Source organism: Parabacteroides vesiculifaciens, from assembly GCF_049860805.1.
In the GTDB taxonomy this organism is placed as follows: domain Bacteria; phylum Bacteroidota; class Bacteroidia; order Bacteroidales; family Tannerellaceae; genus Parabacteroides.
Genome location: NZ_CP187555.1, coordinates 581750 through 607001 on the forward strand (window position 1 = coordinate 581750; position 25252 = coordinate 607001).

Here is a 25252-nt window from a genome sequence, read left to right on the forward strand (position 1 = left end):
GAACTTTGAAATGGAGTATGGTCGAGAGGAATAGCGGGAAAATACAGGATGATATATTTATGCTCAGATTGATCAGGGCGGGAGACAAGCAAGCCTTTGAGTATCTGTTCAAAACCTATTTTGTACCTCTTTGCCGTTTTATCTGTATCTATGTAAAGGAGAGCGGAGTAGCGGAGGAGTTGGCGCTCGATATTTTTACTTCCGTTTGGGAAAAACGTGAGAACCTGGATATAAAACTGACCTTGAAATCCTATCTTTTCCAATCTGCCCGTAACCGGGCAATGAATTACTTGCGGGATAACGACCGCTTTGTTACGGTATCGGACTGGTCTGTGTTGGAACGTTTCGAAGTGGATGAGTCGCTTGAGTTAAAAGAGCTTGAACGTTTGATAACCGAAGCGATCTGTTCCCTTCCCGACAGATGCCGTGAAATATTCCAAAAAAGTCGCGCCGAACATCTATCCAACAAGGAGATAGCAGAGAATCTGAACGTCTCTGTGAAGAATGTAGAAGCCCAAATTACCAAAGCATTGAAGTTGATAAAAGCCTATCTGGGGGATTCTTATACCTATTTTTGGTAAAAAGATTTAATTTTCTTTGATTATTGAGTAGGGTTGTAAGGGTTTGATGTGTCTTATTTAAAAGGACAAGTGTATGATGTACAAAACAATTCCCTGGAATCTAATCATCTCTCATCTGAAACAGGAAACAGATCAGAAAGAGGAAGCAGCCTTGAATGATTGGAAAAATTCTGAAGGCAACGGTGCCCTATATAAAGAATTGAAATCACTCTGGAAAGAAATACAGGCTGAAGTCGGGGAGTATGATCCGGATGTGTCATACTATTGGGAGCAGATGGAAGCCCGAATGGGGGCGAAGCGTAATGTATATACGGTTCCTGTCTGGAAATATAAGTTTGCGATGGTTGCCGCTTCCTTATTATTGATCGTATCTGTTTCGGCTGCTTTTCTGGCCGGCAGGATATCGGGAAGACCGGAGATAACTTCTCAAAGTTATTCGGCTTTGAACGGTAAATCTCAGATGATACTGCCGGATGGAAGTGTAGTCTGGCTGAATATCGGTTCAACGCTGGCATATAAAACTTCTTTTACCGGAAACCGGGAAGTATGGCTTGAGGGGGAAGCACTGTTTCAGGTAAAGAAAGACCGGGAGCACCCGTTTACAGTTTGTGCGGATAATATTAAGGTAAACGTGCACGGTACGCGTTTCAATGTGAAAGCTTATCCCGGGAACCCGGATATACGTGTTGCTCTTTTGGAGGGGCGGATTTCGTTGCAGGTAGGTGATAAGGAAACGTTCATGAAAGCCGGAGAGTTGGCGCAAGTTGACCGGAAAACAAATTTACTCCTGATGCCTTCGGCCGATGTCTATTTCGAGTCGTGTTGGGCAAACAAATCTTGTTCGTTTGAAGCCAGGCCGTTGGATTATATTTGTAAGTATCTGGAACGGTGGTATAATATAAGCATCGAACTCGATCCGGCTATAGCTAACACGAGCTATACATTTACCATAACGGATGAGCCCCTTGAAACGATCCTGCAGATCATGTCACGGATTAATCCGATACGATACTCTTTTGAAGAGAACAAACGTGTCATTATATCAGAAGTCAAACCATTAAAAAAGATAAAGCCTATGAAGTAATACGGATTGAAGAACACAAATAAGGCACGGACGGGAGCCCATGCCTTACGCGGAGTAAATCTCCCACAAGAAAACAACGAGAGCCCGTTTCTGATTTGGTCGTCCGATTTGAGCTCTTTAATGTTAACTTTAAATTTCACAAAGATATGAATAATACAAAGATCTTACTGAAAAAAAGGATGTCTTTTATATCCTTTATTTTTCTACTGTTCCTCTCGTCTTATGTGTACGCCGATAGTGCAAACGAGAAAATAACAGTGTCTTTTTCTAAAATTCCTTTATCGGAAGCAATTAAGAAAGTGGAAGCCGTCTGTAGTTATACCTTCTTTTATGATGTGGATAAAACAGACCTGAAGCAACAAGTCAGCCTTCGGGCAAACGAATTGGATATCGAGATGGCCGTCGACCGTATGTTGAAGCCTACCAATCTGCAATTTGAAATCAATAACCATCAAATCGTCCTGATGCCTAAACTGGTTAAACAAGCCGGAGCGGTGCAGGACGTGAGGGGGCGCGTGGTGGATGAGAACAGCGAACCTATCATTGGTGCCAATGTCTCGGTTAAAGGTACGACAAACGGAACTATCACCGATGCAGAAGGCCGTTTCAACTTATCGGGGGTACCTTCTAATGCAACCTTGCTGATCTCTTATATCGGTATGGAATCCCAGGAGATAATTGTAAAAGGGAATACGGCTGTCAATGTTATTTTGAAAGAGGATGCTGTTGCCCTGTCTGATGTCGTGGTAATCGGTTATGGCGTGACGAAGAAAGCCGATTTGACCGGATCCGTCTCTTCTGTTTCTCTTGAAGATGTTTCCCGCCAACCGGTACTTCGGGTGGAGGAGGCGTTGCGTGGTAAGGCTCCGGGTGTACAGATCACTCAGACAAACGGTGCTCCTGGCACTAATATGAGGATTCGTATTCGTGGAACCAACTCCGTGAACGGTAGCAACGATCCGCTCTATGTAGTCGATGGTTTTTTGGGAGCCGATTATTCGATGCTTAACCCGAACGACATCGAATCGATTACGATTTTGAAGGATGCTTCGGCGACTTCCATGTACGGATCGCAAGGGTCGAATGGTGTAGTATTGATCACGACTAAGTCTGCGAAAGAGGGGGAAATGAAAGTTGAATATAACGGCTTTGTCAGTTTTGACCAACCTTTCCGTAAACTGGATGTTTTAGATGCGACCCAATATAGAACGGTCTTTAATGAACGTTTGGTTGCACTTGGCAACGATCCTTATTATACGGATGCGGAATTAGCTGCTACGGGAAAAGGTATCAACTGGCAGGATGAAGTTTTGCGTTCGGCTGTTTCACAAAACCATCAGTTGGCAATTAGCGGAGGACAGAGTAAAATCAAATACTACTTGTCTGCTTCTTATATCAACCAAGAAGGGGTGGTGGAAAACTCTTTTCATAAGAAATACGGTTTTACTGGCAATATCAATTCCAAGATCAGGGATAATTTTGATATAGTATTTAATATGAACGGAAATTATTATGAATCAAAGAACCTGAATACCGCAACTTATAATGGTCATCCGGTAAGTGCCGCTTTATTATATCCACCCGATTATCCGATCTTTGATGAAAACGGGAAGTATGAAACTCCGGGTGGAACGTATGGAAATGTCGGCTCGAATCCTGTTTGGTTATTGAACAAAGGGGATGAAGACGGATACGGTTTTAAAGTTCTGGCAAGCTTACAGTTGAACTGGATGATTATCGATGGGTTAAAACTGTCTGTAAGTGGCGGTGCCAATCTGATATCAACCAAAAGTACTTCATTGTCATTGAACGATAAAAACTCCTCTGTAACCACCGCCATAGCTCAGGCGTATGATGGAATGGTTGTTTCCTATCAGAACACGAACCAGTTGTCTTATTCCAAAACGTTCAATGAAATCCATAAATTGGATGCGACATTGGTTTATGAGCAGCAGAAGTATATCAACCGCCAGTTGGGTGCTTATGTGACCGGTTTCTCGACAATCTCTTTAGGAGTGAATAATCTGGGGCTGGGATCTAACCAGACTGCATCCAGCGGTTACACGGAATGGTCGCTTCAATCTTACTTGGGGCGTGTCAACTATACTTTGCTGGATCGCTATTTGTTCACGGCTTCTATGCGTATAGACGGTTCGTCTAAATTTGCCGAAGGCAATAAATACGGTTACTTTCCTTCCGGTGCGGTTGCTTGGAGACTGTCGGACGAGCCATTTATTAAGGATTTGAATATTTTCCGGAATTTGAAATTGCGCGGAAGTTACGGGCATGTAGGAAGCCAGGCTATCAACCCTTATGCAACATTGCAGAAAATGTCGAGTGGTAACGGACAGGGGATGAACTATCATTTTGATAATACATCGACTTCTATTGGTGTCGCTCCATCCACAGCAACTAACAAAGACCTGAAATGGGAGACGACCCAGCAGACAAATGTCGGTTTGGACTTTGCCGTATTAAATGGTCGGTTAAGCGGTACGGTGGATTATTATTACAAGAAGACTGTCGATTTGCTGTTTAATGTGTCTGTCCCGGATTACCTGTACGGCGGCTCGGTTTTAAAGAATGTCGGTTCCATGCGGAATAAGGGATGGGAGTTTATGCTGAGCGGCATCCTGGTCGATAACAAAGACTGGTTTGTGGAAACAAGCGCTACATTAAGTTTGAATCGCAATAAGGTATTGAACATGGGAGAAGAGAAAGAAATATTTGTGAATTCAAGCTACGGTTCCCGTGTCTATACCGGATATTCTGTCTTGCAAGTGGATAAGCCCATCGGGCAAATGTACGGATATACCTATTTGGGAACCTGGAAAAGCAATGAGGCGGAAGAAGCCGCCAAATACGGGGCTGTTCCGGGCGATAGCAGGTTTGCCGATCTGAACGGCGACCATACGATAAACGGCGAAGATATGACCGTGATCGGTAATGCTTTGCCTAAGTTTACCTATTCCTGGAACACGACTGTCTCTTATAAGAACTGGGATTTGAATTTGTTATTCAATGGAGTGCAGGGAAATGATATCTGGAATTTTACACGTGCCACAATGAACACAGGCTATGTCCCTACGGATGTTGCTGTGTTGGATCGTTGGAGTCCGACAAATGAAAATTCTAATTATCCGGAATTCAGTAATTCTAACCGGAATGAAACGCAATCGGATCGCTGGCTTGAAAACGGCAGTTACTTGCGTCTGAGTAACCTGACGTTAGGCTATACTTTCAATCAATTGAAACGCAACACTTTTGTCAAGGATGCCAAACTGTACGTAAGTGCACAGAATCTGTTTACTATTACGAAATATTCAGGATATAACCCGGAATCCAATACAAGTGGAAGTAGCGATACGGCATTTGGGTATGATGCCTCCGGCTATCCGGCTATTCGTTCGTTTATGGTCGGTGTCAAGTTTGCATTTTAATAAATCAACTTTAAAACATTGAGATATGAGTACATTAAAATATATAGTTTCATCTATTCTCGGGGGAGCAATCTTCCTGGGTTTGTTGGGCGGTTGCCAGAGTCTGGATGAAAATCCGGCAGGGACGTTGGTGGCAGATTCCTATTTCTCTACAGAAGAAGATTTGGATGCAGCGCTGACGGGTGTGTATGCGCAGTTGGCTTCCAATCGTTGGGGTGGATTGGGACATACCAATATATGGGTTCCCTTGATGGGAGCGGATGATTTGACTTCTCAGGCTGGTAAACCTGATTATGTCCAATTCGATACCTTCAATCCATCCTCTACCAATAGTGGTCTGAAAGCCGCTTCATGGACGGCTCCTTATCGCGTCATATTTGCAGCCAATAATCTATTGAATAATGTCGATAATATGACTATTTCAGAATCTGCAAAGACGAAGGCGAAAGCGGAAGCCTGCTTCTTGCGTGCCTGGTCTTACTTCTGGATGGTCCGGGTTTTCGGCGAGATTCCGCTGCAATTAGATAATAGCATGAATTATAAACTGCCTAAATCTTCGCTCAAAGAAATCTATGCGCAGATAGTCGAAGATTTGCAGTATGCTGTAGACAATCTTTCCGCTGATCTTCCGTCCAGTGTCGGACGACCGTGTAAAATCTCGGCCAAAGGCATATTGGCACAGGTCTATCTGATGATGGCCGGTTATCCGTTGAATGAAACGGATAAATATGCTTTGGCTGCACAAGAGGCTAAGGACGTGATAGACAGTGGACTGTATTATTTGTTGGATAATTATGCCGATTTGTGGAAATGGAATTCGGATGGAAATCCGGAAGTATTGTGGGCAATCATTTTTTGTAACTTTAATGATTGCGGCAATCAGAATATGAATACGTTCACAGGGCTGAACACGCAACCGAGCGAAGAAAATGGCTGGGATCAGGTCTTTTGTGAGATCGGTTTCTTCAATCGCTTCCCGGAAGGACCGCGTAAGGATGCTACTTATCTGACGGTTTTCACAGGACGGGATGATGGCAAGAAAACACCGTGGCAGGAAAGTACTTTCAAGCATCCGTTCCTTGCCAAATACCGTGACGGGATGGTTCCGAACGAACCAAACTATAGTGGTAGTGACCACATGGGTGGCCGTGACCTCAACTACCTGCGTTTCGCTGAAATCCTGCTGATCTATGCTGAAGCACAGGCAATGGCGGACGGGGCGCCGAACGCATTGGCTTATGAATGTATAAATAAGGTCCGCCGTCGTGCCGGGTTGGAAGATCTGAAGGCAGGATTGAACCAGACTGCTTTCCGGAATGCCGTGATCGATGAGAAAGGGTGGGAGCTTTGTGGCGAGTATTGCCGCTGGTTCGATCTGGTCCGGACGGAGAAGGTCGAGGAGATGAACCAATATAAGGATGCAGATGACCTGAAACCTCAAGGGACAATTGACAAGAGCAAATACTTTGCTCCGATACCTTATACGGAAGTCCTGTTGAATCCCTCTTTGGGTGATTGATAAAACAAGCTGCCGGGAACTCCGCCAACGTATTTTCCTTTATGGGCCGGGGTTCCCGTTGGTACTTTTAAAAGTTAAAAGATGCAGTTGGGGTGACTCATCCCGATAAACCTGATTACATTTAGGGAGAAATTCCTGTAAACGTTACAATTATGAATAAAACGATTTTACTTCTTTTGCTTATCAGCTTCTCCGTATGCGGGATGCAGGCGCAAATCTCCTGGCCGGACGGTAAAAAGGCTGCCATTGTATTGACCTACGACGATGGGCTGAAATCTCAGCGCGATATCGTTATGCCCCAACTGGAAGCCCAAAACTTCCGGGGGACTTTCTTCCTCTACGGGCAAGTCGTGAAAGATAGTGATGTTCCCGAATGGCGCGAAGCCAGCAAGCGCGGACACGAATTGGGTAATCACAGCCTCTTTCATCCCTGTCTTGCAGGGACGGTCGAAACTTCCTCATCCTCCCTTTGCCGCTCGCTCGAATGTTATTCGGTGAAAGATATGCTCACGGAGATCGGAATGATGAACAGTTTCCTTTATGCCATCGATGGGAAAAAGGAGCATGCTTACGCCTATCCCTGCGGACAGAGCGTTGCCGGCGGGGAAGACTATTCACAGCCCCTGCTGGACTCCGGGCTGGCCAAGTATTGCCGTGGGGCGGCCGGACGCCATGTGGTAGCTGATGCGAAGACGCTGAATTTTGCTTTGATCCCGACTTTGCCCGCAATGACCGGATGCAAAGCCGGCGATCTGATCCGGTACGTGCAGGATGCACTCGACAAGCATGGATTAGGAATTATCGTATTCCACGGTGTGGGAGGCGATTACCTGACGGTCGATGCAGCCGAACATCAGAAGTTGGTCGACTTTCTGGCTGCTCATTCCGACGAGATCTGGGTCGGAACATTCTCTGAAGTGCTCGATTATGTAGCTGCGCAAGCGAAGAAGTAGAACTCTGTTTTTAATCTTGAGAAAACCAATGTATATACGATTATTCCTGATAATAGCAGCCTTGTTGTACCCTGTTCTTCTCCCGAGCTTCCGGGCATATGCTTCGGTCATAAAGATAACTGAAGATATGGTAACGGACGAATCCGGGTCCGGCGACTTTATGGCTTGGTTCGATGAGCAGGACCTAAGTAAAACCCCCGTCACCCGTTGGGTTACTTCGGGCAATGTGAACTGTTGGCCGGCAGGACTGGTCATCGATCTGAAACGGATGTACCGCATCGAAGCCGTTTATGTGTTCGACGCTCCGAAATCCTATCGGGTAGAAAGGGGCTATCTGAAGGTTTCGGGTGGGCGGCCTTTCGAATGGTGCGACTCGGTTGTGCAACTCCTCCGCAATACGGGGAAGTGGGTGAAGATAAACTGTCCGCTGAAGACACGCTATATCCAGTTGCAGAAGAACGCGACAGTCATGTGCAACCTCAATGGCCGTTATCCGGAGAACTGTGACTTGGCTATCAACGAGATTCTGATAGAAGGAGAACCTGTCGGAGCGGTCGAGTCCGTTGTGAAGTCGGCCGGCAAGCGTCCCGATCCCTGCCCGATGGATCTCTTCATCGGAATGAATTCTTATATCGACACCCCCGACAAGGCACACGAAGCCGTAGGCTGCGTCCGTGAATACCGTCCCTGGGGATGGAATGGCGTGACGGACCTTCAAACGCCTATTTCATGGGCGACTTTGCGCGATGGCAACAGTGACGACTATTACCGCAAACTAAAAAAACTGGGTGTAGATTGTGTTCCTTGCATACATCGCCATGTCGATGCCAAAAAACAGGGCGAACGCATCCCCGCTTTCGGGGAGGATCCAACGAAGCCTGAGACCTACCGTGTCATGGCAGACTATTCTTTCCAGTATGCCGCACGCTACGGTTCGCGAAAGATCCCCAACCGGTTGTTGCGCACCACGGAAGCCGCCCCGAAGAAGAGCGGTCTCGGTCTGATCCGTTATTTTGAGAACTGGAACGAAGGGAACCGCGAGTGGGGCGACCCGCAGGAACACTTCAATCCCTATGTTTTTTCCGCCTTTTGCAGTGCTTCGTATGACGGGCATTTGGGAACGATGGGAGAGGGCTTTGGCGTGAAACAGGCTGACCCGGATATGAAGTTTGTCTTCGGTGGCTTGGCCGGTTTGTCCCTTAGCTATATACAGGCAATGAAACTGTGGGCCGATTACTACCGCAACGGCTCTTTCCCCGCTGATGTCATCAATGTTCATCACTACTGCAACACGCGCGGCAAACAGCATCCCAAGGAAACCGCCTACGGGATCAGCCCCGAGGAAGACGGCTTGAAGGAGAAACTGGAGAAGCTGGTGAAATGGCGGAACGCCAATCTTCCCGACAAGGAAATCTGGCTCACCGAATTTGGCTGGGATACCGATCCGGCCACCTATCAATCTGCGGCGAAAGGACACAAGCTCTATCCCGGCGGTATCACAATGAACGAAATACAGGGGCAGTGGCTCGTCAGAGCTTTTCTCGCCGGCTCGGCTGCCGGACTGGACCGGATGATGATGTTTCTCGCCAACGACATAAAAGGATATACCTTAGGTGTGTATGGTAGCTGCGGATTCTTTACGGTGGACGGCGAGTATAAACCCTCCTGGTATTATGTGAAGACTATGAAGACAGTCCTTACCGGCATGGTGTTCGATGCCGAATGCCCTTCCGGTGATAAGGATGTCCGTATCTACCGCTATAAAGACCGGAATACGGGAAAGCTGGCTTATGCCCTTTGGTGCCCCACAAGCGACGGGACACGGAAAGACCGCTACCTGTTTCGCCCCGATTATCCGTCCGCCCGCGAAGTTCTCCGGATTACTCTTGAAGATAAGAAAGATTTTGGAGTGAAAGAGACGCTCCCCGTGAAGGATGGAGTCGTAGAAGTGAACGTAAGCGAACGCCCTGTCTTTATCCTTGTTGACCGCCCGGAGGAAGATACCCCTTTGCTAAAGGTCGATACCTCTGGCGATTTTATCACTTACCTCTCCCCCTATTATGCTCTTTCCTGGGCAAAAGACTTCCCGATGATGTCCTATTTCAATGTCGAGTCGGGCGGAAGGAACCGGCGCTATCAGGATAAGTCCCTGTTGCGTCCCGGTAAAGGCGGTTGCCTGGTCGGAGGGGGTGAAAGCTCTTTCGGCATGGCTTCGCCGGCTGTGTGCGACGGTTGGAAGACTGTCTACGAGGATGTTCCGTTCACCGAGGGCGGACGGATGGATTGTGTGGTGTCTCCTTCCGGTGACCGCAGGTTCAGCGTCTCCGTCAGAAGCCGTTCGGAGGGTATCGAAGGTGAATTTTTCCGCATCCATACCGCTCCGGATATATCACCAGTTTCCGTATGGGCAGGGAAAACGGCACAGGAGCCGTCCGCACAATACGATACGCCCGTTACATTCTTTACTCCCAAGATCGTAAAAGCCTCTTTCCGTCTTCCCGCCGTCCTGCATTTCCCCGACTGCGGACTGGTGAAGGTGGAGGCCGACACTCCAGGAATCTATCTGCAGGAACATTTCGTCCCCGACTACGAGAACACCGGGCTTTTGCTTGGTCCGTTCAACCGGGGCGGTCATGTCTGGCGTAAGTCGATACACATGGGTTCGGTTATCCTCTCTTTCCATACGGACAGACCGCTGAAAGAAGCTGGGCTTACCTTCACGGTCCTGGAAGAGAACTATCCGCAGATTCCCGGTTGCGACTTCTCGGATGCCCGTTTCGACGGGTTGAAGCGCTGTTGGCAAAACGCTTTCACCGTCAATCCCGTCCACCAGACGATGGGCGACAATATCCTACTCGAAGGCATCGGTCACCTGGCATTGGCGTTTAAGGCGGACATGATCCCCTTCACGCCACCGCTGCCGGGTACCTATTCCATGCGCGAAGCCTTGCGCACCTCCATCGAAGTCGCTTTGCGGGAACGGATCGGCGAGAACGGCCGGATCAAGGATTATGGTTGGGAGAGTACCGAGGTGACGCTTATTTCCCTCTATGATTACCTGTTGGCGACGAACGACTGGGCTTTTATCCGACGTTATCAGGAGGCTATTTGCCACCTCGTGCGCGGTGTCCTGGCGACAGATACGGACGAAGACGGTATTTTCGAATCCCCGTTCCACGGGAACTATATGGACCCTAAGCGCGAAAGCCTCAATTGGTGGGACGACTTCGCTTTCGGCCACAAAGATGCCTATGTCAACTTGCAGGCTTACCGCGGGCTGGCGGGGATGCAGAAGGTCCTGGCGTTACTCGGTCTGCCGGAAGAGGCGGCGGCAGTCGGTTCGCAACTCGGGAAGTTCCGTTCAGCCTTCGATGCTACCTTCTACAATCCGCAGACCGGTATGTACGCCGGATGGGTGAGCCGCGACGGCAGGATGCACGACTATCAGTTCACCTTTATCAGTTCGATGGCGATCAACGAAGGACTGGTTACCGGCAAGCGTGCCCGTAAGATCCTTCAGAAGATGTTGAAAAAACTCGAAGAGGAAGGATATGATTATATCTATGGCATACCCGGTCCGCTCGTTCCCGTGGCCAAAGAGGATAAAGGGTCCTGGGAGGAAATGACCCGCTGGGGACGGTACGAGAACGGCGGCCTTTGCGGTCAGGCTGCTTATCACTTCATCCAGGCATTGTATAACACTGGAATGCGTACCGAAGCGGATAAAATCCTGTTCACGATGATGGCCACTTACGAGCGCGAATACACCCACTCCGGCGTTTTTCCCGGCTACCTGCAAAGCGTGGACTGGCGGACGAAGGGCGGTGCACCGACCGGCTATAACTACCTGGCGGATAATTATTATTTCCTGCTCGCCGCCGTCACCGGGCATTACGGTGTCAAATATCCCGACCTGCAAGCCCCATCCACCGATCCCGATTATGCTGCAGCGCTCTATGCCGATCGCTTGTTCGACGACGGATGGAAGTTCAGCGAAGAAGCCCCGGTCGATGCTTCGGACGTCTCTTTCGATGATTCCGCCTGGCGGACACTCACTCTTCCCCACGATTTCAGCATCGAACGGCGCAATTCGGACGGCGGCAACTCGGTCGGCCCTTTTGTGAAAGGACTTAAAGATTCGATTTCCACTGGGAACCTGCCCGGCGGGACAGGTTGGTACCGCAAACGCTTCACGCTGGACGAGTGGACTTCACGGCAACAGGTCGGTGTCTGCTTCGACGGGGTTATGGAGCGGTCGGATGTCTGGATCAACGGGCACCATCTCGGTTTCCACCCGAATGGATATATGCCTTTCTGCTATAACCTGACCCCTTTTCTGAATCCCGCCGGAGAGGAGAATGTGATGGTGGTCCGTGCGTTCAATCCCGGTGACAACAGCCGTTGGTATCAAGGAGCGGGCATCTACCGCCACGTTCGTCTGACTGTCTCCGGCCACCTTTTCATCCCGGATCAGGAGGTGCAGGTGAAGACTCCGGTCGTCACTGCTGAACGGGCAAAGGTGGAGATCACACTTCCCGTCTGTAATCGGATGGATGAGGAAGCCGGTGTAACGGTGCAGCTCACCCTGGTTCGTCCTGACGGTACGGCCATCACGACAAAAGAATATCCCGGCAAAGTGGTCGCGGGCGGTTCGCATACGTTCCGGCTTTCTGCCGGCGTAGGGCAGCCGGAAGTCTGGTCGGTCGACCGGCCGGCCCTTTACGAAGCGCATGTCCGGGTGGTTTCCGCCGGCGAAACAACCGATTACTACCGGACCGCATTCGGCATCCGGTCGCTTGACTTCTCGGTAGGCAGGGGATTTCTGTTGAATGGTAATCCCGTCAAGCTGAAAGGCGCTTGCCTGCATCATGACAACGGGCTGCTGGGAGCGGCTGCCTATGACGGGGCGGAGGAACGTAAGGTGCGCCTTCTGAAAGAGAATGGCTTCAATGCCGTCCGCACCAGTCACAACCCGCCGTCCGGGCAGTTTCTCGATGCCTGTGACCGCTTGGGAATGCTGGTGATCGACGAGGCTTTCGATATGTGGGAGCATCCCAAGCGCGATCAGGATTACCACCTCTTTTTCCGTGAACATGCCGCGTCTGATATGGCGGCGCTTATAAAACGCGACCGTAATCATCCTTCGGTCATTATCTGGAGCATCGGCAACGAGATCTATGAGCGTGCCGACTCCTCCGGACTACGGATCGCCAGTGAACTGATCTCAGTGGTCAAATCTCTTGATACTACCCGCCCTGTCACTCAGGCGATCTGCGCCTTCTGGGAACAGAAAAGCCGTGAGTGGGAGGAATCAGCGCCGGCGTATGCCTTGTTGGATCTGGGTGGCTACAATTACGAGGCGAAGCAGTATCTTTCCGATCACAAGGCTTATCCCCGCCGCATCATGGTCGGTACCGAAAGTTTCCCTGCCGAAACACTAGAAAACTGGCAGGCGGCAAACCTTTATCCCTTCGTATTGGGCGACTTCGTCTGGACGGGGATGGATTATATAGGGGAGGTCGGGATCGGTAACTTCAGCTATGTTGCCGACGACCGGCCCTATTCGACTCCGGTTCGGTCATGGCCCTGGTTCCTGTCCAATTGCGGAGATCTGGATATGAACGGGAGCAAGAAGCCGCAGTCGCTTTTCCGTGATGTGGTGTGGGGCAGGAGCGAACTGGAACTGCTTGTACATGCTCCCATCCCCGCAGGCAAGCGGGAGGTACTCAGTAAATGGGGCTGGCCCGACGAGCATCCGCACTGGAACTGGAAAGGGCATGAAGGGGAGGCGCTGGCAGTCCGTGCCTATTCCCGTTGTGATTCGGTCCGGCTCTACTTGAACGGGAAATGCCTGGGCACGAAAGTTGTATCTCCTCGGCTTGCCGCAGATTTCGAAGTTCCGTTCTCGGCTGGTTGTCTTGTGGCTGCCGGCATACGGGACGGACGTGAGGTGGTGCGTAAATCCTTGCAAACGACCGGGCGGCCGCGCCATCTGGTCCTGTTTCCGGAAAAGCGTACCGTGTCTGCCGATCCGAATGACCTGGCCTATGTCCGGGTTTGTGTGACGGATGAGGAAGGACGGATAGTGCCTGACGCCGCTGTACGGCTGAAGATGACAGTCGAAGGGGATGGCATCCTGCTCGCTTCGGGCAATGCCGCTCCTGATGATATGCATAGTTTCCGGAACCCGGCTTGCACCACCTGGCAGGGCCAATGCCTCGCTATTCTCCAACCCGGTGTGAAAAGTGGTGTGATGCTCTTGAAAGTTGTGGCAGAGGGGATGCTTCCCGTGGAGATGGAAATACGGATCGCATCCGTGAAATACGAGCCGTAATTATCCATTGATATCTTGTGTTCTATAGGTAACGGACCCTACCGGGTGACGGACTTCATCCCCGGTAGGGGGTAGGAGGGTTAAATGAACAGGTTCACATTCGCCTCCTCTGCCCGTTCGAGGTAGGAAGCCACGCCGCCCAGTGTAACGTTGTCCATCAGTTCTTCCTTCTGCACACCCATGACGTCCATGCTCATGGTGCAGGCGATCATTTCCACGCCGTTGTCGACGGCTTGCCGGATCAGGCTTTCCAGGCTGTCGATTCGCTTTTTCTTCATGATGAGGCGCATCATCCAGCTACCGGCGCCACCCATGTTCATTTTAGACAGCTTGAGTTTGCCGCTGTGCGCCGGAAGCATCCAGCCGAACATCTTGCCGAAGATATCTTTGGAGACTGCCGGCTTCTGCTGTTTCTTGATCACGTTCAGGCCCCAGAAGGTAAAGAACATCGTCACTTTCTTGCCGGTCGATGCTGCTCCGTTGGCAATGACGAAGGAGGCCAGTGCCTTGTCGAGGTCGTCACTGAAGACGATCAGCGTCTTGTTGTCGGCATTGTTACGCGAAATTTCGCAGGCGGCTGTTTTCTCTTGCTTACGGATTGTGGCGGCGACTACCCCGTTTTTGTTTTCCAGCGCAACCAGTTCTGCGCCTGTCATCTTGCACCAGGACGCGACATCCTTTCCGAAAGCCTGGTCGGTGGCGGTTATCTGGAGCTGCTCGCCTGCCTTCAACGTCTCGTAGTTCTTTTTCAGTTGCATCACGGGTCCCGGACACATCAACCCGCAGGCGTCCACTTTCAGCGGGGCGGTCTGGGTGGCAGGGCATCCGCAACTTGTGCTTTCCGGTGATTCCGGCTTGCAGAGGACGACCTCTTTTACCGGTGCAGTCGCCACACTCCATGTCTTGTATCCTCCCGACAGGTTGCGTACATTATTGAAACCATTCTGTACCAGGATGCGGTAAGCCAGGTAACCGCGTAGTCCGACCGCGCAGGTCACGACGATCGGCTTATCCTTCGGCAGCTCGTCGAGGTGCTCGCGCAATTCGTCTACCGGTATGTTTATGAATCCGGGGATTGTACCTAATTTATATTCATCGCGTGTGCGGACGTCGATCCGGATTGTGTCGGCTGGTAGTTCGGCAAGCTCGCGCCATTGGATGATCCGGGACTTTCCGGTCAGTATGTTTTCTGCAACGAAGCCTGCCATATTGACCGGATCTTTTGCCGACGAGTAGGGAGGGGCATAGGCCTGTTCCAATTTTGCCAGGTCGTAGACCGTCCCGTCATGCTGGATCACCTGTTCCAGCATCTCGATGCGCTTGTCTACCCCGTCGAAGCCGACTATCTGGGCGCCTAACAGCTTACCGTTTTCCGGTGCGAACAATATCTTGATGGACAAGGGTACGGCTCCGGGATAATATCCGGCATGTGACACCCCGTGCGTATAGGATGATATGTAAGCGATATTATTCCGCTTCAACAACTTCGCATTGGCTCCGGCCGCGGCAACCGTCAGGTCAAACACTTTCGCGATGGAAGTGCCTATTGACCCCGGATATTTTTCTTTGTTGCCGAATACGATGTTGTCCGCTACGATACGTCCCTGTTTGTTGGCAGGGCCGGCCAGTGGGATAAGGGCCGGTTGCCCGGTTACGAGATGGCGCACTTCGACGGCATCGCCGAGGGCATATATATCCACGTCGGAAGTTTGCATATAATCGTTTACGGCAATGCCTCCCCGTTCCCCGATAGCGAGTCCTGCGTCTTTTGCCAGTTTGGTTTCCGGGCGTACGCCGATGCTCAGGAGCACGATGTCGGTTGCGATCTTTTTGCCGCTGTGCAGGTGTACGGTTACACCACCGTCTTTTTCCTCAAAACGGCTGACACCATCTTCCAGGTGTAGCCTGACTCCTTTGCCGGTCAGTTGCTGGTGAACGATTGCGGCCATCGAGAAGTCCAGCGGAGCCATCACCTGGTTTGCCATTTCCACCACATCGACCAGGATACCTAAGTCGTGCAGGTTTTCCGCCATTTCCAACCCGATGAAGCCGCCGCCCACGACGATGGCGCGTTTCGGGTTTTCCGTGTTGACATAATTCTTGATCGTATCGGTGTCAGGCACGTTGCGGAGGGTGAATATCTTCTTGCTCCCGATTCCCTCGATACCAGGCCGCAGCGGTTCGGCTCCCGGCGAGAGGACCAGTTTGTCGTATGTTTCGGTGTATGTCTCGCCTGTGGAGAGGTTCTTGACTTCCACTTCTTTTTTTTCCGGATGGATGGCGGTCACCTCCTGTTCGGTGCGGATGTCGATCCGGAAACGATCGGTGAAGCCTTTCACGGTCTGTACAAACAGCTTCTCCCGGTTATTGATTGTGCCTCCTATATAATAAGGTAGGCCACAGTTTGCATACGATACGTATTTCCCTCGTTCGAACAGGATGATATTGGCTTTTTCATCCATTCTGCGCAGGCGGGCTGCAACGGTAGCACCTCCGGCTACTCCTCCGATAATCACGTAATTCATGTTGAGAAAGTATTTATTTGTATTATACATATTTGTTAATAGAAAATATTAGGATAAAAAAAGGTTTCAACCTCTTTCCATACAAGTTTTCAGTTTCCCGAACAGTCCGTCGAAACGCAGTTCTGCGTTCATCATCTGCCGTATTTTCTCTTTTCCGTCAGGGGTGAGAGAGAAGAACATCTGCCGCTTATCGTTTTTGTTGATGTTGCGACGAATATAGCCTTTGTTTTCTACGGCTGTAATAACTTTCGAGACGCGTGAGTTGGACAGTCCGATATATTCACAGATCATACCCGCCGATTTCGTTTCTCCGTCTTTCAAACAGCAGAGCAGCATGGCCTCGTTGATCGTGATATCGTGTACTTCAGCAAAAGCTTTCTCGAACTGATATAAAGTTTTGTATATATCCTTGATTGCACAAATTGATTCCATATTCTTATATATTGTTGATGGGTACAAAGATATATATTATTTTTAATATGAATAGTGTTTAGTGGAAAATATTTTAGACAAATAAAAAAGGATGCATGCTATTCCGGAATAGCATGCATCCTTATATAAATAATCCCTACCGGATAACGGAGGAAGTTTTTAATCTCTGTTGGAGAAGTATTTCATGAACTGTGAGCGTTCGTACATCGCCGGATTGGGGATGTTGGCATAGTTTAATTTGCCTTTGAACTGGTCGAGCGATTGGTAATGTGCCTGATGCATCCATTCTTCAATACAAGTGAGTACCTGCGAAATGATTTCTGCCCCGTGTGTATAGACAGCACTACACATCTGTACAGCGTCGGCACCTGCGAGCAAACATTTAATGACATCTTCCCAGTCGTGAACCCCGGTAGAAGACGCAATGCTGATTCCGGGTATCTTGCCCGAAACGATTGCTGTCCAACGAAGCGTGTCACTCAGATCGGAATGGTTGCTGAAGACGTTACCTGAGACAATTTGCATATTGTTGATGTCGATGTCCGGCTGGTAGAAACGGTTGAAAAGGACGATTCCGTCCGCTCCATTTACTGTCAACGTATGGGCGACAGCCGGGATATTGCCGACCATTTTGCTCATCTTGATCATGACAGGGATCGAAACCGTTTCTTTTACTTTACGGATAATGCTGACATACAGGTCGCGCATATTTTCACTACTATAGGTGAGGTCTGTTTCCAGAAAGAACACATTCAACTCCAGGGCATCGGCTCCTGCCAGTTCGATCTGGCGGGCAAATTCGATCCAGGCATCCGATTTGTAGCAATTAATGCTTGCGATAACCGGGATGGTGCAAAGTTCTTTAGTCTTCTGGATCAGTTCCAGATAACCGTTTATCTGATTCGCTTTTACATACCCGCGTATGTAATCGGCCGCTTCGGGATAGTCCGAATCCTGCATTAGTACGTCACTTTGCATTTCGATCTGCTCTTCAAAGAGCGATTTCAGCACGATCGCACCGGCGCCGGCTTTTTCAAATTCCTTATTTCGTTCCGCGTTGTTTGTCAAACCGGAACTTCCGACTATAAGCGGGTTACGAAGTGTCAGGCCCGCATATTGTGTTTTAATGTCAATCATGTCAGATTCAATTATGTTCAACGATTACAAAAATAGAGAATTATTTTCTACCTTATCTATTCTTGCTCTTTAAAATGGTTAAAACTCAATATTCACGTTCTCCGAAAATACTGGTTCCGATGCGTATCATCGTACTGCCTTCGCGGATGGCGATCGGGTAGTCATGACTCATTCCCATCGATAATTCACAAAAATGATCGTCATCTTTGAATACCGAGCTTTTCAGTTCGTGGAAAAGTCCATGGATCTTATGAAACTCACCTTGTATCAGTGCCGTGTCATCGGTGTTCGTTGCCATCCCCATCAGTCCGGATATCCGGATATTGGGAAGGGCGTCGGGCGACAGGCTGTGCAGTAGTTCCCGACATTCGTCGGGGCTGAAACCATGCTTGGCTTCTTCCTGTGCGACATGGATCTCCAGCAAGATACGGATGATACGGTCATATTTGGCCGCTTGTTTGTTGACTTCCTGAAGGAGTTTCAGCGAGTCGATGCTGTGTATCATGTGGATGAACGGGGCGATATCTTTCACCTTGTTGCTTTGTAGCGGGCCGATAAAATGCCATTCTATGTCACCGGGCAATACTTTTTGTTTAGCTGTAAGCTCTTGAGCCCTGCTTTCACCAAATACACGTTGTCCGGCGTCATAGGCTTCTTGTAAAGCCTCGACGGGGTGGAACTTAGAGACCGCCACCAGCGTGACACCTGCCGGTAGCGATGTTTTTAGTCTTGTGATATTTTGGGTGATGCTCATGCCTCTCTTGTTTCCGCCTGTTTTTTCTGTTCGGCAATCAGCTCTTCTTCTGATTTCTTCTCCGCAGGGACACTGTTGGCATCAAAGGGGAAGACATCCATCAGTTGGGTTTCTGCAACGGATGCAATGGTATAGTCGGCAAGCGTGCCTTTCATACCGTCTTCCAGAACGGCGATGGCATCTTTCAGGTTAGACGCCTGTGCCAGCATCTGTGCTGCGGTTTTCTTTTCAGCTCCGCTTTTCTCGTCGAGCGTGATAAAGTAAACTTTGATCTTATAAAAACGGTCGCCGTTTTCATTGAAGAACAACTCCGACAAGCGGGCGCGTTTGATGTCTGTCACTGTAAACTCCCCGGATATGAAGGGACGGATTTCTTCGATGATGCGGGCTTCTGCTTCCGTGAACGACAGGGCGTCAACCAAATAAGGTTCCGTCACTTTCTTTTGCATTCCATTCTCCAAAACTTTTTCGAAGGAGACTTTACATTCAAACCAGTTATGCATATTTTATATGTTTTATAATGTCTGTATTCTTATTCCAAACGAGGTACAAATATAACGGCAATTCGGGAATTAAACAACCGGAACGGATTTCTTTGTCGATTATTGGAATCACAGTGAACCTTTTGCCGGGTGCTCCGGTTATATATGCGTAGTGTGTTTTTTCATGGTATTAGATTTTTAGATTAGTAATTAGGTTGTTTTGCCCGGTTCGCGAGGGATAGGGCAAAGGTTCTAAAATATCAGAGCCGGAGGTGTCAGGGATTTTCCCCATACATTCCGGCTCTTTTATGTTTCAGAATTCGTCATTGGCGTAAATCGCCAGAAGGTTATTCATCTTGTAGTCGAACAATTCGTCGTCACTGAAGAAACGTTTCAGCTCTGTAATAGCTGTTTCGGGCGAATCGGAAGCATGTACGATGTTTTCCTGTACACTCATGCTATAGTCGCCGCGGATCGTTCCCGGTTGCGCATTCCGTCCGTTGGTCGCACCTGCCAACTGCCGGACGACATGGATGGCGTCTACTCCTTCCCAGCAGCATACGATGACGGGGCATACGGACATGGCGTCTTTGATGCGTTGGAAGAACGGTTTCTCTTTCAGGTGTGCATAATGTTCACTGAGGATTTCATCTGTCAGCCAGGACATCTTCATGCCTGCCAGTTTCAAGCCCTTTCTCTCGAAGCGGGAGATTATTTCCCCAATCAGTCCTCGCTGAATGGTACAGGGTTTTAGGATAACGAGTGTCTTTTCCATTCTGTTTATGTTTATAAGGTTCGACGTATCTGTCAAAGATAAGATAATTATTCCTGATAAGTTAATTTGTAGTATAATATTCAATAAAGATTTTGAAATAGGGGGGAAGCAGAAGGGGAGGGGGACTGTTCATGGTTGCATGGAAAGAGTAATTTTCGGTTTATAGGAAGAAAGAATAAAGCACACAAAACCTACCGCACACTGGTGGCGAAGTGTGCAGAGGTATTGGATTATTTAGTATGCGGACCATTTTACCCCGTCGGGTACGCCGTATTGACTGATAATAAATTATTTCAAAAACAATTCATTAAGGTTACATTGATTAACATTCAGACAATTAGAGCCATGAAGGTCCGATTACTTAATATATCTGTATTTCCTCCAGTCCGGGAATGTATCCCGGAGGAAATCGCGGAGAGTCTGACGGTTTACTCCGAATTTCTCGGCGATTTCATTCATCGAGCATTTCTCATTAATCATTTTCCGGATAACATTTTCCTTTCCGGACAACTTAACCTGCATGGTCTTTTTACCTTTAGGGCGACCGAGCTTCGTGCCTTCCACCTTTTTACGTGCAAGCGCCTCGCGGGTACGTTGTGAGATCAGATTACGTTCGATTTCTGCACTCAGACTGAAGGCAAAGGCCAGGATTTTACTATTGATGTTGTTTCCTAATTCATAGCGTTCTTTGACAGTAAGGACGATGATATCCCGCTCCATGCATTGGTGGAGGAAGCTCATGACCTGCATCAAATTACGTCCAAGCCTTGATAGTTCTGTTGTAACAAGTGTGTCACCTTTACGAATTTGTTTTAATAGTCTGCCGAGCTGGCGATCCGATACACTTGTCGTTCCGCTGATTGTTTCGTCTACCCAACGTTCAATACGGAAACCTTTCGCTTTTGAATAGTTTTCAATCTCGAAACGTTGATTCTCAGTACTCTGCTTATCTGTACTGACTCTTACATAACCGTATATCATACCATCTGAATATTAAATGAATAACTAAAGATACTTCAGAAATAGAAATGAAAGGGTGGGATTAGTATTTACCAACTTTTTTTATTGTCGTATGATTATAAGAGCGCATTCCCTCTACAAAGGTGGATATAATAATTTAAACGAAACGACCTCTGAATGCAAAAATTAAATTAAATTTTGCGCAATGATAAGGGAAAGGAGTACTTTTGCCGGAAAGAATGGTGAGATATGAAGAAATTATTGTCGTTGCCGCCTAACCTGGTTGGCAGTTTCCATGAGATAACGAATGCAGATCCGGCGGACTGGTTTTGTACATCCGATCCCGTAGGCTCCCGTTTGGGGTCGGGGGGAGGAACGACCTGGTTACTTGAGGCTTGTCGTCGGGACGATGCTGCTGCAGGAGTGTTAACACCCGGAGAATGGCTGGCGCGTGAAAAACGAATTTTGCTGCATGCGGGAGGGCAGAGCCGGCGTTTGCCGGGATATGCGCCTTCAGGTAAGATATTGACGCCCGTTCCTGTGTTTCGGTGGGCGAGGGGGCAGAAATTGTCTCAGAATCTCCTTTCGCTCCAACTTCCGCTGTATGAGGAGATCATGTGTAAAGCTCCGGATTCGCTGCATACGCTGATTGCCAGTGGTGATGTCTACCTACGTAACAGTGAGCCGTTGCAGGATATCCCCGAGGCAGATGTTGTCTGTTACGGTCTGTGGGTGGATCCCGCGCTTGCCACCCGTCACGGGGTGTTTGTGTCGGACCGTAAGGTTCCCGACCAGCTTGATTTCATGCTTCAGAAACCCTCCCTCGATGAGTTGGGACGTCTGGCAGGTACACACCTTTTTCTAATGGATATTGGAGTTTGGCTGCTCAGTGACCGGGCGGTTGAACTGCTGATGAAACATTCCTACACCAAGGACGGAAAACAGATGAAGGAATACGATCTGTATTCTGAGTTCGGTCTTGCCCTCGGCTCTCATCCGCGCATTACCGACGAAGAGTTGAATGCGTTAACCGTTGCCATCCTACCATTGCCGGGAGGTGAGTTTTATCATTATGGTACGAGTCGCGAACTGATTTCCTCGACGTTGTCGGTACAGAATCTCGTTCGAGACCAGCGGGCGATCATGCAGCGTAAGGTGAAGCCGCATCCTGCCATGTTTGTCCAGAACGCTGAAGTTAGCTGTCCGTTGACCTCAGGTAATTCCGAGTTATGGATTGAAAACAGTTTTGTCGGTAAACGATGGATGCTTGCCGACCGGCATGTTATTACAGGCGTACCGGCAAATGACTGGGAGTTGCACATACCTTCCGGAGTATGTATAGATGTCGTGCCGGTCGGTGACGAAGGTTGGGTGGCACGTCCGTACGGCTTCAATGATCCTTTCAAAGGGAATACAAGTGATGAGGCAACACTCTTTATGGGGCGTCCTGCCGTGGAATGGGCTGCGGAGCGGGGAATTTGTCTGCCTATGTGTGCCGACATACAGAATGCGGCTTTGTTTCCCGTCTGCCGGAATGTGGACGAACTGGGTGTTGTGCTACGCTGGATGGTGTCCGAACCCCGCTTGGAAGAAGGGCGTAAGGTATGGGAAGTGGCTGAAAAGATGTCTGCCAACCAACTTTCCGACTGTGCGAACCTCCGGCGATTGTTTGCACAGCGCGAAGCGTTCAGGAAAAAGAACTGGCCGGTGCTTGCTGCTAATCACGATAAAAGCATTTTCTATCAGCTGGATCTGGCGGATGCAGCCGCCGAATTTATAGCCGGAGGGATCGCATTGCCTGAAGCTTTGCCGGTGGATGCTCCGTTGATGAAGCGTGTACATGACCATATGTTTCGCGCCCGCGTCCTGCAATTTTCGGGAGATAGCCGGAGTATGGAGGAACAGCAGCAGGCATTCTCATTGTTGCGCGAGGGGCTGATCGAAACCATTGCGGGCGAGAAGCAGACGCCCCGCCTCAACGTTTATCGTGACCAGATTGTCTGGGGACGCAGCCCTGTGCGTATAGATTTGGCAGGGGGATGGACGGATACGCCGCCTTACTGCATGTACGCCGGTGGCAATGTTGTGAACGTGGCGATCGAGTTGAACGGCCAGCCTCCTTTGCAGGTTTATGTGAAGCCTGCTCGCGAGCATCGCATCATTCTTCGTTCCATCGATATTGGGGCGATGGAGAGCATCTCGACATGGGACGAATTGCGTAATTTCAACAAGGTCGGTTCTCCTTTCTCCATCCCGAAGGCGGCGCTGGCGTTGGCCGGGTTTGTCCCCGAATTTTCGGCCGGTCGTTACGCTTCGTTGGAAGAGCAGTTGAAGATGTTCGGATGCGGGTTGGAAGTGACGTTGCTGGCTGCTATCCCTGCCGGTTCCGGCTTGGGGACAAGTTCGATCCTGGCCGCTACGGTATTGGGCGCGTTGTCGGATTTCTGCGGTTTGGCATGGGATAAGAACGAGATTGGCAACCGCACGCTGATCCTCGAACAGTTGCTTACGACCGGAGGCGGCTGGCAAGACCAGTACGGAGGCGTGTTGCATGGCTTGAAACTGTTGCAGACCGGTGAGGGTTTCCACCAGAACCCGTCGGTGCGCTGGCTACCGGAGCATCTTTTTACCGATCCGGAATATCGCGCTTGCCACCTGCTTTACTACACGGGGATTACCCGTACGGCGAAAGATATCCTTGCCGAAATCGTACGTGGAATGTTTCTTAACAGCGGTACTCATCTCCGCCTGCTTTTCGAAATGAAAGTGCATGCGCTGGATATGTACGAGGCTATTCTTCGGGGTGATTTCGCCTCTTATGGCCGATTAGTCGGTAAAAGTTGGGAACAAAACAAGGCGCTTGATGCCGGAACAAATCCGCCTGCTGTAGAACGACTTATCTCTCGTATTAGAGATTACACGCTGGGTTATAAACTTCCGGGTGCCGGCGGAGGTGGTTATCTTTATATCGTAGCTAAAGACCCTGAAGCCTCTTTGCAGATCCGCCGCCTTCTCACGGCCGACCCACAAAATGACAATGCTCGTTTTGTTGAAATGAGTTTGTCGGATAAGGGGTTGCAGGTGAGCAGATCGTAAGCCGTTGCAGATACATCTGTTATGCGCGTTGGCATATCACGAGTTGGGACGTCTGTTTTTGTGGCAAAAAGCTATTATTTTGGATTACGTTTCAGATCCCGGCGACGGGATGATCGCATATTTTTTGATGAGCAAGTATCCGCATCCTCCGATGAAAGCGAGGAAGATGAACGCTACAAGAATCAGCAATTTTTTGGGAAAGGAAGCTTTGAGAGGAACGGTAGCCGGTTCGATAATGGTGTAGACCGGTGTCTGTTCCTGTACCCGGAGTTTATCCTGTTCGAGTTTTTGTGCTAACGTGTTATAGACATTGAATGTAAGAGTCATCTCGTTACGTAAACGTTCCTGCTCGGTGCGATAGCTGGCGGAGATGATGTTTTTGTTGCCATCTTCGAAAGCTGCGTATGCTTGCTGTGCTTTGTAATAGGCGGCACGGGATTCTTTCAGCACTTTCTCCGTAAATTCCAGGTCTTTCTTTGCTTTCTGTGTCCGGTAATGCGTGATGTAGGTCTGTAGCTTTATCACGATGTTGTGCGCCACGTCGGCCGAGATCAGCGGGTCCTGCATGTCGACACCGAGAGTGACGACCTGTGTCTTTTTATCGACAAAGACGGTGATGCGCTGGCGTAGGTTTTTCAGTACCTCCTCTTGCTTGCGGGTGAGCTGGAAAGGATTGAGCTGTCCTTCGTTCTCTTCGTTATCGGAGAAGAGCGAACGAAGGGCAGCTAACCCTTTCAGGGGGGCTTTTATGAGGACAGTCCACCAAGCGGAATGCTGATGGTCGGCCATGTAATCGTATAAAGTGATCGTGTGTTTCTTCTTTTTGTCGGTCACTTTTTCGGGGAAGAGTTCCAACAGGAAAGGCGTACTGTGCACAATGTCGGGATAGAGGTTGGGCGACAAGGCGTCTTGGCCGGAAGTCGAGCTGAGGTCTATCCCTGCCATTGCAGCCAGTCCGCCGAGACTGCCCATTTTGCTTGTGGCATCGGTAGTTTCAGGTGCCAGTTTTACTGTTGTCGTGAATTCTTTGGGTATGCTGAAAGCGATGATCAGTCCCACTACAGCCGCGATCCCGCAGCATTTCAATAAGAAGCATCGCTTCTTCCACAGATAGCCGGTGAGGGCGACCAAGTCGATCTCCGGCAGGGGAGACGGCGGGATATGATTGTTCTTATTCATC

15 protein-coding genes are annotated in these 25252 nt (G+C 49.4%); 7 read left to right on the plus strand and 8 right to left on the minus strand.

From position 1 onward, the window contains the following. The first annotated feature begins 59 nt into the window (after positions 1 to 59). From ACPYIV_RS02350 to ACPYIV_RS02375, 6 genes are all read left to right on the plus strand, one after another. Positions 60 to 581, plus strand: coding sequence for an RNA polymerase sigma-70 factor (locus ACPYIV_RS02350; protein WP_425885336.1), 522 nt, complete (start codon positions 60 to 62; stop codon positions 579 to 581). Positions 582 to 654: 73 nt separating this feature from the next. Further along, complete coding sequence (locus ACPYIV_RS02355; RefSeq protein WP_425885338.1) at positions 655 to 1665, plus strand: FecR family protein; 1011 nt, start codon at positions 655 to 657, stop codon at positions 1663 to 1665. 146 nt (positions 1666 to 1811) lie between these two features. Then, on the plus strand, positions 1812 to 5105 hold the full coding sequence (locus tag ACPYIV_RS02360; protein WP_425885340.1) for a TonB-dependent receptor: 3294 nt from the start codon (positions 1812 to 1814) through the stop codon (positions 5103 to 5105). Positions 5106 to 5130: 25 nt separating this feature from the next. After that, positions 5131 to 6624 carry a RagB/SusD family nutrient uptake outer membrane protein gene (locus ACPYIV_RS02365; protein ID WP_425885342.1) on the plus strand — a complete coding sequence of 498 codons (1494 nt, stop codon included), beginning with the start codon at positions 5131 to 5133 and terminating at the stop codon, positions 6622 to 6624. 152 nt (positions 6625 to 6776) lie between these two features. Beyond that, the gene (locus tag ACPYIV_RS02370; protein WP_425885344.1) at positions 6777 to 7577 is read left to right on the plus strand and encodes a polysaccharide deacetylase family protein; all 801 of its coding nucleotides are present in this window, start codon (positions 6777 to 6779) and stop codon (positions 7575 to 7577) included. Positions 7578 to 7704: 127 nt separating this feature from the next. Then, entirely contained in the window at positions 7705 to 13911 is a 6207-nt protein-coding gene (locus ACPYIV_RS02375) for a glycoside hydrolase family 2 TIM barrel-domain containing protein (protein WP_425885346.1), read from the plus strand. Positions 13912 to 13991: 80 nt separating this feature from the next. Here the strand turns inward: ACPYIV_RS02375 and ACPYIV_RS02380 are convergent, their stop codons facing one another. From ACPYIV_RS02380 to ACPYIV_RS02410, 7 genes are all read right to left on the minus strand, one after another. Next, on the minus strand, positions 13992 to 16436 hold the full coding sequence (locus ACPYIV_RS02380; protein WP_425885348.1) for an FAD-dependent oxidoreductase: 2445 nt from the start codon (positions 16434 to 16436) through the stop codon (positions 13992 to 13994). Positions 16437 to 16502: 66 nt separating this feature from the next. Then, positions 16503 to 16868, minus strand: a complete 366-nt coding sequence (locus tag ACPYIV_RS02385) for a MarR family winged helix-turn-helix transcriptional regulator (protein ID WP_293732881.1) — start codon at positions 16866 to 16868, stop codon at positions 16503 to 16505. A gap of 159 nt (positions 16869 to 17027) precedes the next feature. Beyond that, a complete protein-coding gene (locus ACPYIV_RS02390; RefSeq protein WP_293732882.1) occupies positions 17028 to 18005 on the minus strand; it encodes a dihydroorotate dehydrogenase-like protein in 978 nt (325 codons plus the stop codon). Between the two features lie 85 nt (positions 18006 to 18090). Continuing rightward, positions 18091 to 18759, minus strand: coding sequence for a YggS family pyridoxal phosphate-dependent enzyme (locus ACPYIV_RS02395; protein WP_299361992.1), 669 nt, complete (start codon positions 18757 to 18759; stop codon positions 18091 to 18093). Continuing rightward, on the minus strand, positions 18756 to 19262 hold the full coding sequence (locus ACPYIV_RS02400) for a DUF4494 domain-containing protein (protein ID WP_293732884.1): 507 nt from the start codon (positions 19260 to 19262) through the stop codon (positions 18756 to 18758). The genes ACPYIV_RS02395 and ACPYIV_RS02400 overlap by 4 nt, the downstream gene beginning before the upstream one ends. A 292-nt stretch (positions 19263 to 19554) precedes the next feature. Next, entirely contained in the window at positions 19555 to 20016 is a 462-nt protein-coding gene (gene ndk, locus ACPYIV_RS02405; RefSeq protein ID WP_425885351.1) for a nucleoside-diphosphate kinase, read from the minus strand. 357 nt (positions 20017 to 20373) lie between these two features. Next, positions 20374 to 20997 carry a master DNA invertase Mpi family serine-type recombinase gene (locus ACPYIV_RS02410; protein WP_293732886.1) on the minus strand — a complete coding sequence of 208 codons (624 nt, stop codon included), beginning with the start codon at positions 20995 to 20997 and terminating at the stop codon, positions 20374 to 20376. A 228-nt stretch (positions 20998 to 21225) separates the two neighbouring features. On the opposite strand from ACPYIV_RS02410, the gene ACPYIV_RS02415 reads away from it, so the two are divergent. Continuing rightward, on the plus strand, positions 21226 to 24072 hold the full coding sequence (locus ACPYIV_RS02415; protein ID WP_425885354.1) for a bifunctional fucokinase/fucose-1-phosphate guanylyltransferase: 2847 nt from the start codon (positions 21226 to 21228) through the stop codon (positions 24070 to 24072). An 84-nt stretch (positions 24073 to 24156) separates the two neighbouring features. Here ACPYIV_RS02415 and ACPYIV_RS02420 read toward each other — a convergent pair whose 3' ends face one another. Beyond that, positions 24157 to 25251 carry a GNVR domain-containing protein gene (locus ACPYIV_RS02420; protein WP_293740630.1) on the minus strand — a complete coding sequence of 365 codons (1095 nt, stop codon included), beginning with the start codon at positions 25249 to 25251 and terminating at the stop codon, positions 24157 to 24159. Position 25252: the final 1 nt, after the last annotated feature.